Below are 16,456 nucleotides of genomic sequence, written 5' to 3' on the forward strand. Positions count from 1 at the left end.
GCTTCTTCAATCGCGGCCTTGATGGCGTCCGGGTTGTGGCCGTCGACGTTGCGCACCACGTGCCAGCCGTAGGCTTCGAAACGCAGGGCGGTGTCGTCGGTGAACCAGCCGTCGACGTGGCCGTCGATGGAGATGCCGTTGTCATCGTAGAAGGCGGTCAGCTTGCCGAGCTTGAGGGTGCCGGCCAGGGAGCAGACTTCGTGCGAGATGCCTTCCATCATGCAGCCGTCGCCCATGAAGGCGTAGGTGTGGTGATCGACGATGTCGTGGCCAGGGCGGTTGAACTGCGCCGCCAGGGTGCGTTCGGCGATGGCGAAGCCGACGGCGTTGGCGATACCCTGGCCCAGCGGGCCGGTGGTGGTCTCAACGCCCGGGGTGTAACCATACTCCGGGTGGCCCGGGGTTTTGGAATGGAGCTGACGGAAGTTTTCCAGCTCGCGCATCGGCAGGTCGTAGCCGGTGAGGTGCAGGAGGCTGTAAATCAACATGGAGCCGTGGCCGTTGGAGAGCACGAAACGGTCGCGGTCAGCCCAGTGCGGGTTAGTCGGGTTGTGGTTGAGGTAGTCACGCCACAGGACTTCGGCGATGTCCGCCATGCCCATAGGGGCCCCCGGGTGGCCGGAATTTGCTTTTTGTACGGCGTCCATGCTGAGTGCGCGGATGGCGTTGGCAAGCTCTTTACGAGAGGACATGTTTTACTCCAGGTCGGATAAAAAAAGCAGTCAAGTTCCCTATTTTCTCAGACTCCACATCACAACGGCAATCCCTAATGCCAAATGAGAGCGAGTTCACCACTTATTAGCACGATTGGACGCTTTTTCGGAATAACACTATTCTCGCCCCGTCTGGCGTACACTAGGCTCTTGCGGCAAGATAGCCTCAAAGCAAAATGACTCTTTTACCTTGTTACCTTCACAGGAAGATGGCGTTATGAAGATCCGTACCTCTTTGATTGCGTTGGGCATTGCCACCTTGGCAACCGGCTGTCAAAACCTGAATACCGAAACCCTGATGCAGTCCGGCGCGCAGGCGTTCCAGGCGGCGACCCTGAGCAACAACGACGTTAAGGCCCTGAGTGATAAATCCTGCGCCGAGATGGACAGCAAGGCACAAATCGCGCCGGCCGACAGCACCTATGCCAAGCGTCTCAACAAAATCGCTGCGGCGCTGGGCGACAACATCAACGGCACCCCGGCCAACTACAAGGTCTACGTGACCAAAGACGTCAACGCCTGGGCGATGGCCAACGGCTGTATCCGCGTTTACAGCGGCCTGATGGACATCATGAACGACAACGAAGTGGAAGGCGTGCTGGGCCACGAAATGGGCCACGTGGCGCTGGGCCACACCCGTAAAGCGATGCAGGTGGCTTACGGCACCGTGGCGCTGCGCACCGCGGCGTCCTCCGCCGGCGGCGTTATCGGCTCGCTGTCGCAGTCGCAGCTGGCGGACATCGGCGAGAAGCTGGTCAGCGCCCAGTTCTCGCAGAAGCAGGAAAGCGAAGCGGATGATTACTCGTTCGATCTGCTGAAAAAGCGCGGCATCGATCCGAACGGCCTGGCCACCAGCTTCGAAAAACTGGCCCAAATGGAAGCCGGCCGTCAGAGCAGCATGTTCGACGATCACCCGTCTTCCCAAGCGCGCGCGCAGCACATTCGCGATCGCATCGCGGCAGAGAAGTAACAACGAGAACGCCCGGCAACCGCCGGGCGTTTTTTATCGTCTCAATACAGGGTTTTCTGCGGCGGCCCGGCGAAGGTCAGCGGCCCGACCTGCTTCATGTCCACCTCGACCACCGACGGCCCCGGGTAGTTGATCGCTTCGGCCAGCACGCCGTTGAACTGCGCCGCCGCCTCGACCTTCCAGGCTTTCAGCCCCATCGCTTCGGCTATTTGAGTAAAGGCCGGCGTATGCAGCTCGTTGTAATACTGGCGCCCGGCGAAATACTTGTCCTGAATGCCGCGCATCACGCCATAGCCGCCGTCGTTCATGATCAGCAGGGTGATGTTCACCTGTTCCTGCGCCATGGTCGCCAGTTCCCCAAGGCCCAGCGCCAAACCGCCATCGCCCACCAGCCCCACCACCTTGCGCTGCGGGTTGGCGATCGCGGTGCCGATCGCCATCGGCAACCCCATTCCAATGGCGCCAGCCAGCGAGTGTATGTTGCACAGCGGCGAGATCGCCCGGAACAGCCGGCTGCCCCAGACGCTGCCGGAAACGGTGATATCGCGTACCAACAGCCCGTCCTGCGGCAGCGCGGCGTCGATGGCGTCATTGAGTTTGGCGTATTCGCCGGACTGCTGGCGCAGCGCGCTCTCAGCCTGCTGCACCGCTCCCGCGATCTCGGCATCCCACTCGGCGCTCACCTTCTCGCCAGGGGTCAACCGCGCCGCCAGCGCCGTCAGCAGCGCCGCACAGTCGCCATTGATCTGTTCATCGGCCAGGTAGTTGCGGTTGGCCGCCGCCGGATCGATGTCAATTTGCACCAACGGGCGCGGTAGCGGCAGCGTCCAGGTGCGGGTTTCATTACTGCGCAGGCGCGAACCGGCCACCAGCGTCAGGTCGCACTGCGTCAGGATAGCCTCGATGCTCGGCGAGTTGTGGAACGCCCGCAGGCTGCGCGGATGGCTGTCCGGCAGAATGCCGCGCCCGTGGGTGCTGGAGATCACCGCCACGCCGGCGTCCGCCAGCTTGCGCACCGCATCGCCGCAGGCCAACGCGCCGCCGCCCAACCATAACAGCGGGCGCTTGGCCTGTTTCAGCCGCTGATGCAGCCGCTCCACAGCTGCGGCGTCCGCCTTCGGCAGCGGCGCCGGCGCCAACGGTTCGGCCAGCACCGAGCGGGACACCAGGCTGCTTTGAATATCGATCGGTATCTCGACCGCCACCGGACCGCAGGGCACGGTTTGCGCATCCAGGATCGCTCGTTGGATCACCGCCACCGCCTGCTCCGGCGAATTGACCCGGTAAGCGCGCTTGGAGCAGGCGCGCAGGAAGCCGAGCTGATCGCGGGTTTCATGAATAAAACCGGCGTCGGCGTCCAGATAGGCTTTTTCCACCTGGCCGGTGATATGCAACAGCGGCGTGTTGGCGTTAAGCGCTTCAATCATCGCCCCCACCGCGTTGCCCGCGCCGGCGCCGGTGCTGGTCAACGCCACGCCCAGGCCGGAGAAACGCCCGTGCGCGTCGGCCATGGTCACCGCGCCCGCTTCGCCGCGCGCCGGCACGAAGCGAATTTTATCGCGCTGCCCCACCGCATCGGCGATCGGCAGATTATGAATCGAAATGATGCCGTACATCGCCGACACCGCGTACTGTTCCAGAGTCCGGGCTATCGCCTCGCCAACCGTGATTTTATCGCTCATCATCTGCCTTCTTAGGGTAATCGTTATTAGGGTTATGCGTAGAGGTGTCGGCCTAGTCGCTCCAGCGGTTCACCTGATGGCTCAGCGCCAGATACACGCTTTTCTGCTGCATGTAGGCCTTGATGCCGTTCAGGCCCTTTTCGCGGCCCAGTCCGCTTTCCTTGAAGCCGCCGAACGGCGTGGAAATCGAGAACGTTTTGTAGGTGTTGATCCAGACGGTGCCGGTTTCCAGCCGCTCCGCCAGCGCCATCGCCCGCGGGAAATCGCGGCTCCAGATGCCGGCCGCCAGGCCGTACACCGAGTCGTTGGCCTGTTCGATCAGCTGTTGCTCGTCGTCGAACGGCAGCGCCACCAGCACCGGGCCGAAGATCTCCTCCTGGCACACGCGGGCATCGTTGTTCAAACCTTCGATAATGGTCGGCAGGTAATAGCTGCCGCTCGCCAGTTGCGGATCGGCCGGCGCTTCACCGCCGATGCTCACCCGGCCGCCCTCCTGCCGCGCCAACGCCACGTAGTCCGCCACGCTTTGCCGATGTTTGGCGCTGATCAGCGGGCCGAGATGCACGCCCGGCACCAGCGGGTTGCCGATGCGCAACCCCGCCGTCAGTTCGGTCAAGCGCGCCAGCAGCGGCTGATACAGCGAACGATGCACGAACAGCCGCGAACCGGCGATGCACGCCTGGCCGGCAGAGCTGAAAATGCCGTAACAGATGCCGCGCGCCGCCTGCTCCAGATCGGCGTCCTCCAGCACGATGGTCGGCGATTTACCGCCCAGCTCCAGCGAGGTGGGGATCAGCTTGTCGGCGGCGATGTGCGCCAAATGGCGCCCGGTGCCGGTCCCGCCGGTAAAGGCGATCTTTTTCACCAGCGGATGGCGCGCCAACGCCTCGCCAATCACCGAACCTTTGCCCGGCAGCACGCTGAGCAGCCCGGCAGGGAGCCCCGCCTGTTCGAACAGCTCGGCCAGCTTCAGCGCCATCAGCGGCGTGGCTTCGGCCGGTTTGAGCACCACGGCGTTGCCCGCCGCCAGCGCCGGCGCCACCTTCTGCATTTCGCTGGCGATCGGTGAGTTCCACGGCGTGATGGCGGCGATCACCCCCATCGGTTGATACTGACTGAGCGTCATTACCTCGGCGCTGCGCGGGGTCGGCAGCTCGCCCTCCAGCACTTCGCAAGCGGCGGCGAAGTAACGCGCGGTCGCCGCCGCGCTGGCCACCAGCCCGCGAGTCTCCGCCAGCGGTTTACCGTTGTCGCGGGTCTGCAGCTCGGCCAGCTGTTCCTGCTGCGCCAGGATCAGGTTGCTCACGCGGTAGAGAATTGAGGCGCGTTGGTGCGGCACCAGCCCACGCCATTCCGGCGCGCGCCAGGCCTTTTCCGCCGCCTCAACCGCCTCGTTGACATCCTCGACGTTAGCGGCGCGCAGCCGCGCGTTGACGCTGCCGTCGGCCGGGAATACCGAAGCCATCTCTTCGCCGCGCCCTTCACGCCAGCGCCCGGCGACAAAAATATTCAATCGTTCCATGCTCCGCTCCTGCCGTTCAGGCAATAAAACCGCCGTCCACCAGACGGCGGCAGGCTTGTACCGCGCTCAGCGCCGCCAGGGTTGATGTTTTGGGATTGCTCGCCAGCGGGGTGCCGCTCAGCTCGATGTGAAATTCGCCAAAGTCGCCGCACACCTGCAGCCGATGGGTATTGCACCGGGTGGCGGGATCGACCTGCAGGCGCACCCGAGTGGCATCCATCCCCAGGCCGTTGAGCGCAATGGTGGCCGCCACGTTGGCGTTGGCCGGGAATAAACGCGCCGCTTCACGCGCCGACCCTTCAAAAAATACCTGCGCTTCACGCACCGCATCGAGATCGATCAGCTGCTCCGCCGGGCTGCCGCGCCAGCTGGCCGGGCTCTTGCTGGCCTGATAGGTCACGCTTTCCAGCCCGCCTTCGCGCGCCGACGCCAGCCCGTCCATGCCCGCCACCGCGCCGGACAGCACGATCAGCTGCCCGTGATGGCGGCGGCAGGCCTGCTGCAACCGCTGTTGCAATGCGGCATCCGCCAGCGCGCCGGTCGAGATCAGCGCCAGCGGCCAGCCGCGTTGCAGCACCGCTTCGCCAAACTCCGCCACCGCCTGCTGGCTGGCGCACTCCAGCACCAGATCCGGCCGCTGCGAACACTGCTCCGGATGGGTCAGCGCCTGCACCCGCCCGCCAAAAGCCTCATCGATCGCCGCATGATGAGCTGCGCGCGCCAGGATCCAGCCGACCTCCACGCCTTCAGGCAAACGGGCGATCACTTCCTTCGCCATCGCGCCATAGCCAATCATCATGATCTTCTTCATCTTTTTCGGCCCCTGTTACACATGGCGGTTAAAGCCGCCGGAAACGTCCAGCGCCGCGCCGGTGGTAAAGGAAGCCAGCGGCGAAGCGAGGAACAGCAGCGCCTGCGCCGGTTCCTGCGGCTTGCCGAGGCGCTTCATCGGGATGCCGCGGCGTTCGGCGATCGCCGCCGTCCACTGCTCCCAGCTTTGATCTTTATCGCTGCGATCGTCGAAACGGCGGCGCCATTGGCCCGACTCCACCATCCCCAGCAAGATCGAGTTAACCCGAATGCCTTTGCCCACCAGCTCTTTCGACAGCGTCAACGTCATATTGAGCAGCGCGGCGCGCGCCGCCGAGGTGGCGATCATGTGTTCTTCCGGCTGCAGCGCCAGCAGCGAGTTCACGCAGGTGATAGACGCGATGTCCGATCGTTCCAGCGCCGGTAAAAACGCCTGCACCGGGTTGATCACGCCGAACAGCTTCAGCTCTGCCTCATGCAGCCAGGCTTCGCGCGGCGTCTGGTCAAAGTGGGCGACGAAGCCCTGACCGGCGTTGTTGATCAGCAGATCCACGCCGCCGAAACGCGCCGTCACCTGAGCGGCGAACTGCGCCACCTGCTGCGCATCCAGCACGTCGCAGCGCAGCGCCAGGATCTCCGCCTGCGGGAAGTCCGCGCGCAGGCTGGCCTCCGCGCCGGCCAGTTTGTCCGGATCGCGGCCGCAGAACGCCACCTTCGCCCCTTCGGCCAGCAGCAGCTTCAGTGTTTCGAAACCGATGCCCGATGAGCCGCCGGTCACCACCGCCACCCGATCCTCAAGCTGAAAATTCATCGTTGGATTGCTCCCGTAAAGTCCCGCAGATAGCGGTTGAAACACGCCGGCGCATCGAGGTAGCTGGCGTGACCGGCGGCGACGATCAGACGCAGCGTCGCGTCTTGCTCACGCGCCAGCTCGGCCGCCTTCTCCGGCGGCGTAATGCGATCCTGTTCACCGCACCACACTTCCAGCGGGCCGCGATAGCGCGCCAGATAGCGGCCAATATCATCGTTGGCCAGCATCCAGGCGGCACTCAGAAAACCGTCGGGATCGAGCTGCTGCATGCCGTTACGCACCCAGGCGATATCCTGCGGATCCGCACCTTCGCGCAGCAAGGCCGCCGCCCGCTGCTCGCCGTAGCCCACCGGCCCCAGCGTCTCCATCATCTGTTGGCGCTGGCCGTACACCTGTCGGCGTTTTTCCTCCGGCGCCGCGGCATAGCCCTGCGCCGGATCCGCCAACACCAGCCCACATAGCCCGTCCGGATAGCCGGCGGCGTAGGCGCTGCCGATCAGCGCTCCCAGCGAATGGCCGACGATCAGCGGCTGCGCCAGCTGCAGCTCATCAATCAGCGCCGCCAACGCCGCTGCATAACCGGCGGCGTCAGCCTGCGGATCCGCCAACGGCAGGCTGCCGCCGTAGCCCGGCGCGTCCCACGCCAACAGACGATGGCCGTCCGTCAGGCCGCTGTCGTTAAACTGCTTGATCCACGAGGCGGATCCGGAACTGATGCCGTGCAGCAACACCACCGGCCGCCCCTGCCCGGCCTCGCGCCAGCTCAGGGTATACGCCCCGCAGCGCGCCCGTTGGCGTTGCGCCAAACCATTCATCAGTTACGCTTCACTTTAGACAGCGGGTGGTCCGCCGGATAAGTCGGGATCTCCGGCTTAGCGGTGCCGAGCATCACGCACATCAGCGCCTCTTCCTCGCCGTGATTGAACAGGCCGCGATACACGCCCGCCGGCACCGAGATCAAATCGCGCTCTTTCAGCCTGGTTTCGTAATACTCTTCCCCATCCTGAATCATCAGCGTGATGCTGCCTTTCAGCATGAAGAACACTTCTTCCACGTCGTCGTGCAGGTGCAACGGGCCCTCGCACTTCGACGGCAACACCATGGTGGAGAAGGTGAAATTGCCCGCCGGAATGGTGTTGGCGTCGCTGGCCACGCCGGTGGCGCCGGTGCCGATGTAGCGCATCTGCGCGCGGCGGTATTTCGGGTCGAAATCGGCCTGGAATTTCAGCGCGTTCCAGTCGTATTTGCGGCCTTCGAAACGGGCGATGCGCGACTCCACCCAGTTTTCCATCGACAGATCCTGCGGCTTGACACCGGCTTTGTTCTCAACCTGAGACATGTTGTCACTCCTCTGTTGAAATGATTGATTAATCAGTACTTTCTCAGCAACGGCAGCAGAATGAGGCAGCCGACGAACGCCATCACCACCAGGAACAGCAGGCCGTTATCCATATTGCCGGTGGCGGCGATCAACGCCCCCATCAGCACCGGCGCCAGCGCGCCGGCAAAATTGCCCAGTCCATTGAAAATGCCGCCGGCGGTGGCGCTGACCTTGCTGCTGGTCGCCTTCGCCAACAGCGCGAAAATATTCGGCGCGCCGGCGCCCCACATAAAGGTGCTGAAAGCCATGGCGGCGATCACGCTGTAAGTGCCCTGCAGGTGCAGCACCACCGCCAGGCCAAGGCCGGCGCCGCACAGCGACAGGAAGCAGGCCAGCGCGCGCCGATCCAGCTTGTCCGACAGCCAGGCGCCCAGCACTTCACCGAGCAGCATGGCGATGAACGGCAGCGAAGAGAGGTAACCGGCATGTTCCAGATGAATGCCTTTGCCCTTGATCAGATAGCTCGGCAACCAGCCGTTCATGCCCCACAGGTAGGTCAGGAAGGCGATATTGAACAGGCAAATCATCCAGAAATGCGGGCTGCGCAACAGCTCGCGGCGATGCTGTTGGCGTTCGGACACCGCCGGCTTGGCCGCCGCCGCCGGACGCGACACGTTCAGGTGGCGCATGCCGAACAGCACCAGCAACATCACCGGCAGCGTCAGAAACGCCATAAAGAAGAAGGTGGCCTTCCAGTCGAAGGTATTGAGGATGTACAGGGTGACCGGGAAGCCGAGCGCGGCCCCGAGCGGCGTGCCGAGCAGCCACAGCATGGTGGCGCGCGCCTGCAGCTGCGGCGGGAAGGCCTGACGAATAATGGCGTAGGCCATCGGCAGTAGCGGCCCTTCGGCGATGCCGAGCAGAATGCGCAGCGTCATCATGGCGTGATAGGAGCGCACCAGCCCCATCAACACCATCAGCACGCCCCATACCACCATCATGCCAATCAATACTTTGACCGGATTAAGCCGATCGCCGATGCCGCTGAGCAGCATCGAGGAGATGCCGTAGGAGAACAGAAACGCGCTCATCAGCAACCCCAGCCGCGCCGGGTCAAAACCGATGCCCAGCGCCTGCTGAAACTCGGCGTCGGAAAACAGCGCCGCGATGCTGATCTTGTCGAAAAACGCCAGCAGCACGCAGGCGAACAGCGCGATCGGCACCGACCAGCGCACCCGCTGCTGCGGATTTTCGGCAACGGTTTCCCCCGCCCGTCCAGCGCGGGCGTCAATGTCTTGCGTAGTCATAAAACGCTCCCGAGGTTCGGGCGTTATTTCAACGCCATCAAAGAAAACTCCGCATCCGCCAGCTGCTGCGGATCCAGCACCCGGCCGCTCGCCAGCCAGCGCTTGCCGAGCTTGATGGTGCGCGCGTCGTTGAACGCCACCATCTGCACCAGCTGCCGATCGGCGTTCAGCGTGAAGAATACCTGCGACTGCGGCGTGCGGCGCACCACATGGTGCACGCCGCCACTCGGCACGCCGAGGATCTGGATATTGACGTCGTATTGATCCGACCACAGCCAGGCCACGTCGTCATACGGAGCGGCGAAGGCGTCGAGCATCGCGCAGGCGGTGCTGATGGCCTGATTTTGCGCGTAGGCCCAGGACTGCAGGCACAGGCCGAGCGTCGGGTGGCGCGCCACATCGCCGGCAGCGAAGATCGCCGGATGGCTGGTGCGCCCCTGGCCGTCGACCACAATGCCGGACTCGATAGCCAGCCCGGCGCTGCGCGCCAGTTCGAGATTCAGCTCGACGCCGATCCCCACCACCACCAGATCGAAGGCCTGCGGATCGCTGACTTCGCTGCCGATCCAGGCGGCGCCGTCGCGATCTTCCAGCGAGATCTCGCCGCAGCCGCACAACACCGTCACGCCCTGCCGGCGATGCAGTTCGAGCAACGCCTGCGAGACATCGGCGCCGACGCTGCGCATGCACAGCGCAGGCTGGCGCTCAAACACCGTCACCTCGACGCCGAGACGGCGCGCAGAAGCGGCGATCTCCAGCCCGATCCAACCGCCGCCGACGATCGCCAGGCGACGGCAGCCCAGCAGCCCCTGCCGCAACCGGGCCGCATCATCCCAGGAACGCAGCGTCATCACGCGCGGGTGCTGCGCCCAGGCGGCGCCCGGCAAACGCGGCCGCCCGCCGGTGGCGATCAGCAACTGCTCGAACTGCAGCCGTCGCCCGTCGCTGAGCGTGACGATTTGCTGTTCGGCGTCGATAGACTCGGCGCGCAGCGGGCGACGCCAGTCGATGTTCAGCTCCGCCACCGCCTGTTCGCTGAACAGCCGGCTCAGGGGAGCCGCGGCATCCAGCAGCGCCGCTTTCGACAGCGGCGGCCGCTCGTAAAAATCGTAGGGTTCGTCGCTTATCACCGTCAGCCGGCCGCTGTAACCCCGGTCACGCAGCGTCTTGGCCGCCCAACCGCCGGCCTGGCCGCCGCCGACGATGACAATGCCCGCCTGTTCCGGCCGGTTCATAACGCTTGCGCCTTTTTATGCTGGCGGCGCGTATCGTGATCGATGCCGCCTTCTACCGCCCATTCGGTGAAGGAGACCAGCGAATGTTCCAGCTCGCGCGGCTGCCAGTTTTCCGTCAGATAATCGTCGTTGGTGTAGTACTCGAACGCGCCGCCGGTCGGGCTGTTGACGTACCAGAAATACGCCGAGGAAATCGGGTGGCGGCCAGGGCCGATGAAGGTGCTCCACTGCTCTTTGTTCATGGCGATGCCGCCGCCGATCACTTCATGGATATCGCGCACGGTGAACGCCACATGGTTCAGGCCGCGTGGGCGGTTGGGCAGCTTCAGCAGGAACAGATTATGGTGACCACCGCGCGCCTGGGTGCGCAGGAAGACGGCGCGATCGATATAGCGATCGGAAACCTGGAAATCCAACAGCTCGCGGTAGAAACGCTCGGTCGCCGCCAGATCGTCAACGAAGAACACCACGTGGCCGATATTGATCGGCTGCGCCTGCGAGTAGACCGGGCTGGGTTGATCGATGCGGCGCACGTCGCCCCATTGGTTGATCGGCGTGACCGGCACTTCGACCGCCTGCTGGCGGCTGACGACGAAGCGCAGCGTCATGCCGTTGGGATCGCGGCATTCCAGCTCTTCCCCCACCTGACGAAAGCCGGACATCAACGCCAAACGCGGCTGCAGACGCGCCAGATCCGCGGGCGATGCCACGCCCCAGGTCATGCGGCGCAGGGTGGAACCGCCTTCAAACGCCGCAGGCAGCGCCGCGCTTTGCAACGGGTGCAGAACGACCCGCGCCCCGCTCAGGGTAGTGAATTCGCGCTGCGGTTCGCCCCAATGTTGCGTGGCGGGCTGCAGGCCAAAGTCATGCATGAATTTTTCGCAGGTTGGCAGATCTTCGACGCCAAACTCCAGTTTTTCGATTCCGATTACGCTCATTGCTCAGCCTCACGTTCTCGCTGTATACGGTTTTCAGGCATGACTGAACCCCGGCCCCTGTTTGCTGTGGGCCTTATCCCTGCCTGAGTGAAAGAGTCGGTCCTGTCGGTTAGCCGACGTTGGCCTGCGGCGGCGCGCCGAGGAAGCCGGAAATTTTCTCCGCCGCATCGCGCACTTCCATGCGCAGCCGCTCGCGATCCGCTTTCGGGATCTCATCGGACGGCACCATGATGCTGACCACCGCCTCGACCCGCTGCTCACGGTTGAAGATCGGGTAGACGATCGAGGAGATGCCGTGGCGGAAGAACGATTCGCCGATTACATAGCCGCGCGCCTTGTCTTGCTGCACCATCTGCCACAGCGTTTCGCGATCCGCCGGGGTGCCCGGCGCGTTGCCCGGCAGCTGCGCGTCCGGATAGAGTTGTTCGAACTCGCTGCGGGTGGCGCTGGTCAACAACATGCGGCCGAGCGAGGTTTGGTGCACCGGCAAACGGGTGCCGACGCTGACCTGATTGATCTGAGAACCGGCGGCGCTGACGCGGGCGATATAGATCACGTCGCGCCCGTCGCGGATCGCCAGATGACTGCTGCACTGGCTGCGATCGCGCAGCTGTTCGATCACCGGCTGGCCGGCCTGCGCGACGTCCAGCGACGCGATGTATTCAAAACCGAGACGCAGCACCTTGATGCCCAGCGCGAAGGTATTGGTGCGCGGATTGCGCTCCAGAAAGCCCAGGTGCTCGAGCGTCTGCACCACGCGGTAGGCGGTGGCCTTCGGCATATCGACCAGGCGATGCAACTCGGCAAAGGTCATTTCCTTATGCTGCTCGCCAAACGCCAGCAGCAACTGCAATCCGCGATCCAGTCCCGGGATCAGATACTTACATGCTTGCTCGTCCGCCATCTCTCGCTCCTGCGCTGTGCGCCTGCCCTGCGGGCCGTCAGTTGAATACGAAGCCGCCGTTGACCGGCAGCAGTTGGCCGGTGACGAAATCCGCCAACGGCGACAGCAGATAAAGCACCGTGCCGTTCACATCGTCCGGATGCTGCGCCCCGGCCAGCGCGCGCCCCTGTTCATACAGCTGATGGCGCTCGGCGGGCACATACTCGGTGGCTTCCACCCGCGTCAGGCCCGGCGCAATAGCGTTGACGCAGATGCCCTGCGGGCCCAGCTCGCGCGCCATCGATCTCGTCATCGCGATCACCGCGCCTTTGCTGGCGACATAGGCCATCAGGCGCGGCGCGCCCCACAGCGCGGTGTCCGACGCCACGTTGACGATCTTGGCGTGCGGGTTGCGCGCCAGCAGCGGCACTGCCGCCTGGCTCACCAACCAGGTGCCGCGCACGTTGACCTGCATTACCCGATCCCACAGATCGATGTCGTATTCCATCATGGTTTTACCGCCGACGCCGGTCGCCAGCGCCGCGTTGTTCACCAGCCCGTCGATCCCGCCGCCTGTGGCGATCTTCTCGAACGCCGAACGGATCGAATCCGGTGAGGCCAGATCGATGATTTGCGTTTCCACCTGAGCGCCCTGCTCACGCAGCGCGGCGCCGCTCACCGTCAGCTCATCCGCCAAAATGTCGCACATCACCACCTGCGCGCCGGCAGCGGCAATGGCGGCGGCGAAGCTGTAGCCCAGACCGCGCGCCGCGCCGGTGACCACGATGCGCTTGCCGTTCAGCAGGCCGTTCACTGCGCCGCCTCCCGCTCGCGCAGCGTCGCCAGCTGTTTCTGCGCCTCTTTCTGCATCAGGCGGCGCAGGCGCGACAGACCGACGTCGTGCTGGTACAGGTATTCGCGGCCACGGGCGTTAGGCGCCATGTTTTCAAGCACGATGCGATCCTGCTCGAGGACGTCCCAATGCAATGATTCCAGGCGATTGCGATACATGAAGCGCCACATGTCGCGCTGCCAGTCTTTGACCTTACGGATGCGCCAGAAGAATACCCGGCAGTGATCCTTGTCTTCCGGCACCACCATGCCGATGATCCAGAAGTGGCCGCCCGGCCCGAAACGTTTTTTGTACGGGATCGACAGACGCATCCAATACGCGCCGCTGTTGCCGAACTCCACCCAGTCGAAGTTGACGCCGATCTGGCCGTTTTTCTTGAAGATAAACCCGCTGTCGGTCGGCTCCAGCCCCATGTCCGCCTTGCGATCCCCTTCCGCCATCGAGTGCGAGGAAGAGTGCAGGTAGGTGCCGTGCATCGGATCCATCACGTTTTCCAGGGCGTATTGGTAGTTGCAGTTCCAACTGGCGGTACACAAGAAGTGGCTGTACGACGCTTCGTCCGCCAGCTCTTGCGGGAAAGTCAGCTCCGCCGGCGCTTCATCCGCCGTCACGCCAAAATAGAGGAACACCGCGCCGTAGGCTTCTTTGGCCGGGTAAGCGCGCAGGCATTTTTGCCCCACCAGCGGGCAGCGATCCACCGCCGGCACGTCTTTCACCGTCCCGTCGCCGCCGACTTCCACCCCGTGATACCAGCAGGCGATGCGATCGCCGAGGTTCCACCCCATGGAAAGCCGCGCGCCGCGGTGCGGGCAGCGATCTTCCAACGCGTGGATCTGGCCTTCACCGTCGCGCCACACCACGATTTGTTGCTCAAGGCGGGTGATGCCGACCGGATTGTTGCCCACTTCCCAACTGGCCAGCACCGGATACCACATGCCGCGCAGCCCCTGGTCAAGATAGTCCTGCAAGCTCTGTTCGGAGGATGTTGTGTTTGCTGTCATTGTCTTCTCCCGGGTGTCGATCAGAAACCGTTAACGTGAAGGAATTCGCGGAACGTCGCCTCATTCCACGGCTGGCCGCTGCGATCGAACAGGCGGCGCTGATTCAACGCGCTGACGATCTGTTCCAGCTCTTCCGCGCCCTGATCGAAAATCGTTTCCAGCGCCGCCACCAACGCGGTTTCGAAACCGTCCGGCACCCGGGCGCGGTTTTGCCACACAACGTTGCGGAACTGGCCCGGCTGATGGATTTGACCGTTGCCGCCTTCGCGGGCTGGCGTCACCTGTTGGGTGTCCGGCAGCCAGGGATTGAAATCGGTGATGTGCTGCATGATTACTCCTCCGCGATAAAGGTGATCTGGATTTGGTTGTCGACCACCCGGGTGGGATAGGTTTGCAGATCGCGGCCGCCCGGCTCGCGCAGGCACTGGCCGGTACGCACGTCAAACAGCGCTTCGTGCAGTGGGCACTCAACCTTGCCGTCGTCAACAAACCCCTGGCTGAGCAAGGCGTAAGCATGCGGACAGACGTCTTCCAGCGCATAGTAGTTACCGTCGAGCAGGTAAACCCCGATCTCTTTGCCTTCCACTTTGCCGGAGAAAGGAAAATCTTCTTTCACCTGAGACACTTCGCACACATTCTTCCAGCTCATTGCTTTTATCCTCTATCTGATTGTTTCATATATGAAACTCAGTTTCTTATTTAATACAGTCACTATAAGTCTGGCGAAACTTTCGTCAAGCGAGCGGCGCGGCAAATGTTAATGAAAGGTTGTTTAAAAATGACAAATGCGGGAAGGATCACGAAATAATGCACCGATATGAAAAACCTATGTCAGTTGTGCGCTCTTCAGCTAATTTATGGCAAAAATTGCGTTGATCCTGGCGGCGCATTGCGCGTAAAAGAGTTCTCTCGCTGTCTTTTACACCTAATTTTATAACAATAAATTTACATTAATCGGCCTCATCCCCGCGTTTGCACGTAATGGCATCCGCAGGTGAGTTTACTGCTGCCTGAATTCGTCAACCGCTCGCACTGAGGAACGCGCCGTGCAACAACGTCAACGCTGGTTTGGGGTGATCGCCCTGTTGTTTCTGATCGTTATCGCCTATGCGGATCGGGTTAATATCGCCGTGATGTTGGTCAATCCCGACTTCCTGCAACACTTTCAACTCGGCGGTGACCGCGCCCATCAGGGCACGCTGATGACGGCGTTTTTACTCGGTTACGGCCTGTCCGCCATGTTGCTGACGCCGTTTCTGGAAACGCTGATGGGTTACCGCCGCGCGCTGACGCTGAGCGTCGTGCTGTGGGCGCTGCTCACCGCCGCGTCGCCGCTGGCGGGATCGCTGCTGTTGCTGTGCGCGGTGCGCGCGCTGCTTGGCGTCAGCGAAGGACCGCTGTTCTCGCTCAAGACCATGTACATCAGCGATCATTTCGCCGCCGACGAGCGCGGCAAACCCAACGCGGTCAGCGCGCTGGGCGTCTCGTTGGGGCTGGTGATCGGCTTTCCGCTGGTGAGTTTTCTGATGGCGCACTTCGGGTGGGCGATGTCGTTTCACCTGTTGGCGCTGCTCAACCTGCTGTTGGGCCTGGCGCTGGTGCGGCTGTTCGTTCATCCGCTCGCCTTACCCTCATCTTCACGCCCCGCCGATCCTCAGCCGGTGTTGAGCCGCGTCTGGCACACCTTCGCGCTGGCCTGGTGCACGCCGATGCTCGGTTGGATCCTGCTGATCGAGATCGCCACGCTCAGCTATCTTTGGGGGTCCAGCGCCTGGCTGCCGGCCTACCTGACCGATGAAAAAGGATTCTCCATCAAGCAGATGGGGTGGATGGCCGCACTGCCTTTCATCGTCAGCATCGCCTCAAAATACCTCGGCGGCGTGCTGCTCGATCGTATCCGCCCCTATCAGGCACCGCTGATCTTCGTCTTTGGCGGCGCGGCGACCGCGCTGTGCATCTATGGCGTAATGAACAGCCATCAGCTTGGCTGGATCGCGTTCTTCCTGCTGGCGGCCAACGCCTGTTGGGGCGCGCAGGGCGCGGCGATCCCCACGCTGCTCCAGCATTATGCGCGGCCGGAGGCGGTCGGCAGCGCCTATGGGCTGATCAACGGCATCGGCAATCTGTTCTCGGCGTTTGTGCCGATGGCGATGGGCATGGTAATGGCCAGCCAGGGCAAGGTGTCCTCGGGCTTTGCGGTGCTGATTGCCTCACAGCTGCTGACGCTGCTGGCGGGCGGCGCGCTGTTTGGCCGCATGTTGCTGGCGCGCCAGGTGAAGCGGGCATAGCCTGTTCCCGCACCGTTGCGGCAGAGAAAGCCAATGGCCTTGAGAGGGTGCTCATGGATCTGGACGCCAACAACCAGCAGACGGGGGACATCCCCCGTCGCCGGGTTGCCTTACCGTTCGGA

The 16,456-nt window shown here is 63.3% G+C and carries 16 protein-coding genes and 1 pseudogene; 2 read left to right on the forward strand and 15 right to left on the reverse strand.

The window, feature by feature from the left end:
* A pseudogene (locus tag ACJ8IP_RS16590) lies at positions 1-692 on the reverse strand (transketolase); the annotation flags it as partial.
* A 238-nt stretch (positions 693-930) separates the two neighbouring features.
* Here ACJ8IP_RS16590 and ACJ8IP_RS16595 point away from each other — a divergent pair.
* Positions 931-1,683, forward strand: coding sequence for a M48 family metallopeptidase (locus ACJ8IP_RS16595; protein ID WP_004937650.1), 753 nt, complete (start codon positions 931-933; stop codon positions 1,681-1,683).
* Between the two features lie 41 nt (positions 1,684-1,724).
* Here the strand turns inward: ACJ8IP_RS16595 and ACJ8IP_RS16600 are convergent, their stop codons facing one another.
* From ACJ8IP_RS16600 to ACJ8IP_RS16665, 14 genes are all read right to left on the reverse strand, one after another.
* A complete protein-coding gene (locus ACJ8IP_RS16600; protein WP_197850122.1) occupies positions 1,725-3,365 on the reverse strand; it encodes a thiamine pyrophosphate-binding protein in 1,641 nt (546 codons plus the stop codon).
* A 52-nt stretch (positions 3,366-3,417) separates the two neighbouring features.
* Positions 3,418-4,887, reverse strand: a complete 1,470-nt coding sequence (locus ACJ8IP_RS16605) for an aldehyde dehydrogenase (RefSeq protein ID WP_016930041.1) — start codon at positions 4,885-4,887, stop codon at positions 3,418-3,420.
* Positions 4,888-4,903: 16 nt separating this feature from the next.
* Positions 4,904-5,698 carry an aspartate dehydrogenase gene (locus ACJ8IP_RS16610; RefSeq protein WP_164106395.1) on the reverse strand — a complete coding sequence of 265 codons (795 nt, stop codon included), beginning with the start codon at positions 5,696-5,698 and terminating at the stop codon, positions 4,904-4,906.
* A gap of 15 nt (positions 5,699-5,713) precedes the next feature.
* Positions 5,714-6,508, reverse strand: a complete 795-nt coding sequence (locus ACJ8IP_RS16615; RefSeq protein WP_033644722.1) for an SDR family oxidoreductase — start codon at positions 6,506-6,508, stop codon at positions 5,714-5,716.
* Complete coding sequence (locus tag ACJ8IP_RS16620) at positions 6,505-7,323, reverse strand: alpha/beta fold hydrolase (RefSeq protein ID WP_442524458.1); 819 nt, start codon at positions 7,321-7,323, stop codon at positions 6,505-6,507. The genes ACJ8IP_RS16615 and ACJ8IP_RS16620 overlap by 4 nt, the downstream gene beginning before the upstream one ends.
* Entirely contained in the window at positions 7,323-7,847 is a 525-nt protein-coding gene (locus ACJ8IP_RS16625) for a cupin domain-containing protein (protein WP_004937634.1), read from the reverse strand. Before ACJ8IP_RS16625 ends, ACJ8IP_RS16620 begins: the two co-directional genes overlap by 1 nt.
* Positions 7,848-7,879: 32 nt before the next feature.
* Positions 7,880-9,136, reverse strand: coding sequence for an MFS transporter (locus ACJ8IP_RS16630; protein ID WP_164106397.1), 1,257 nt, complete (start codon positions 9,134-9,136; stop codon positions 7,880-7,882).
* A 23-nt stretch (positions 9,137-9,159) separates the two neighbouring features.
* Positions 9,160-10,371: an NAD(P)/FAD-dependent oxidoreductase gene (locus tag ACJ8IP_RS16635; protein WP_089192234.1), complete on the reverse strand. Its 1,212-nt coding sequence runs from the start codon at positions 10,369-10,371 to the stop codon at positions 9,160-9,162.
* Positions 10,368-11,309: a VOC family protein gene (locus ACJ8IP_RS16640; protein ID WP_042785345.1), complete on the reverse strand. Its 942-nt coding sequence runs from the start codon at positions 11,307-11,309 to the stop codon at positions 10,368-10,370. Before ACJ8IP_RS16640 ends, ACJ8IP_RS16635 begins: the two co-directional genes overlap by 4 nt.
* Positions 11,310-11,418: 109 nt before the next feature.
* Positions 11,419-12,213 (reverse strand): IclR family transcriptional regulator, encoded by a 795-nt coding sequence (locus ACJ8IP_RS16645; protein ID WP_004937625.1) that lies wholly within the window; start codon positions 12,211-12,213, stop codon positions 11,419-11,421.
* A gap of 37 nt (positions 12,214-12,250) precedes the next feature.
* Positions 12,251-13,006 carry an SDR family oxidoreductase gene (locus ACJ8IP_RS16650; RefSeq protein ID WP_042785346.1) on the reverse strand — a complete coding sequence of 252 codons (756 nt, stop codon included), beginning with the start codon at positions 13,004-13,006 and terminating at the stop codon, positions 12,251-12,253.
* Entirely contained in the window at positions 13,003-14,046 is a 1,044-nt protein-coding gene (locus ACJ8IP_RS16655) for an aromatic ring-hydroxylating oxygenase subunit alpha (protein ID WP_033652735.1), read from the reverse strand. Before ACJ8IP_RS16655 ends, ACJ8IP_RS16650 begins: the two co-directional genes overlap by 4 nt.
* Before the next feature lie 20 nt (positions 14,047-14,066).
* Positions 14,067-14,375 carry a recombinase-like helix-turn-helix domain-containing protein gene (locus tag ACJ8IP_RS16660; RefSeq protein WP_019456046.1) on the reverse strand — a complete coding sequence of 103 codons (309 nt, stop codon included), beginning with the start codon at positions 14,373-14,375 and terminating at the stop codon, positions 14,067-14,069.
* Between the two features lie 2 nt (positions 14,376-14,377).
* The gene (locus tag ACJ8IP_RS16665) at positions 14,378-14,695 is read right to left on the reverse strand and encodes a non-heme iron oxygenase ferredoxin subunit (protein ID WP_004937614.1); all 318 of its coding nucleotides are present in this window, start codon (positions 14,693-14,695) and stop codon (positions 14,378-14,380) included.
* Positions 14,696-15,092: 397 nt separating this feature from the next.
* Here ACJ8IP_RS16665 and ACJ8IP_RS16670 point away from each other — a divergent pair, with 397 nt between their 5' ends.
* A complete protein-coding gene (locus tag ACJ8IP_RS16670; protein ID WP_164106399.1) occupies positions 15,093-16,334 on the forward strand; it encodes an MFS transporter in 1,242 nt (413 codons plus the stop codon).
* Positions 16,335-16,456: the final 122 nt, after the last annotated feature.

Source organism: Serratia sp. CY52157, from assembly GCF_052168495.1.
In the GTDB taxonomy this organism is placed as follows: Bacteria; Pseudomonadota; Gammaproteobacteria; order Enterobacterales; family Enterobacteriaceae; genus Serratia; species Serratia ureilytica.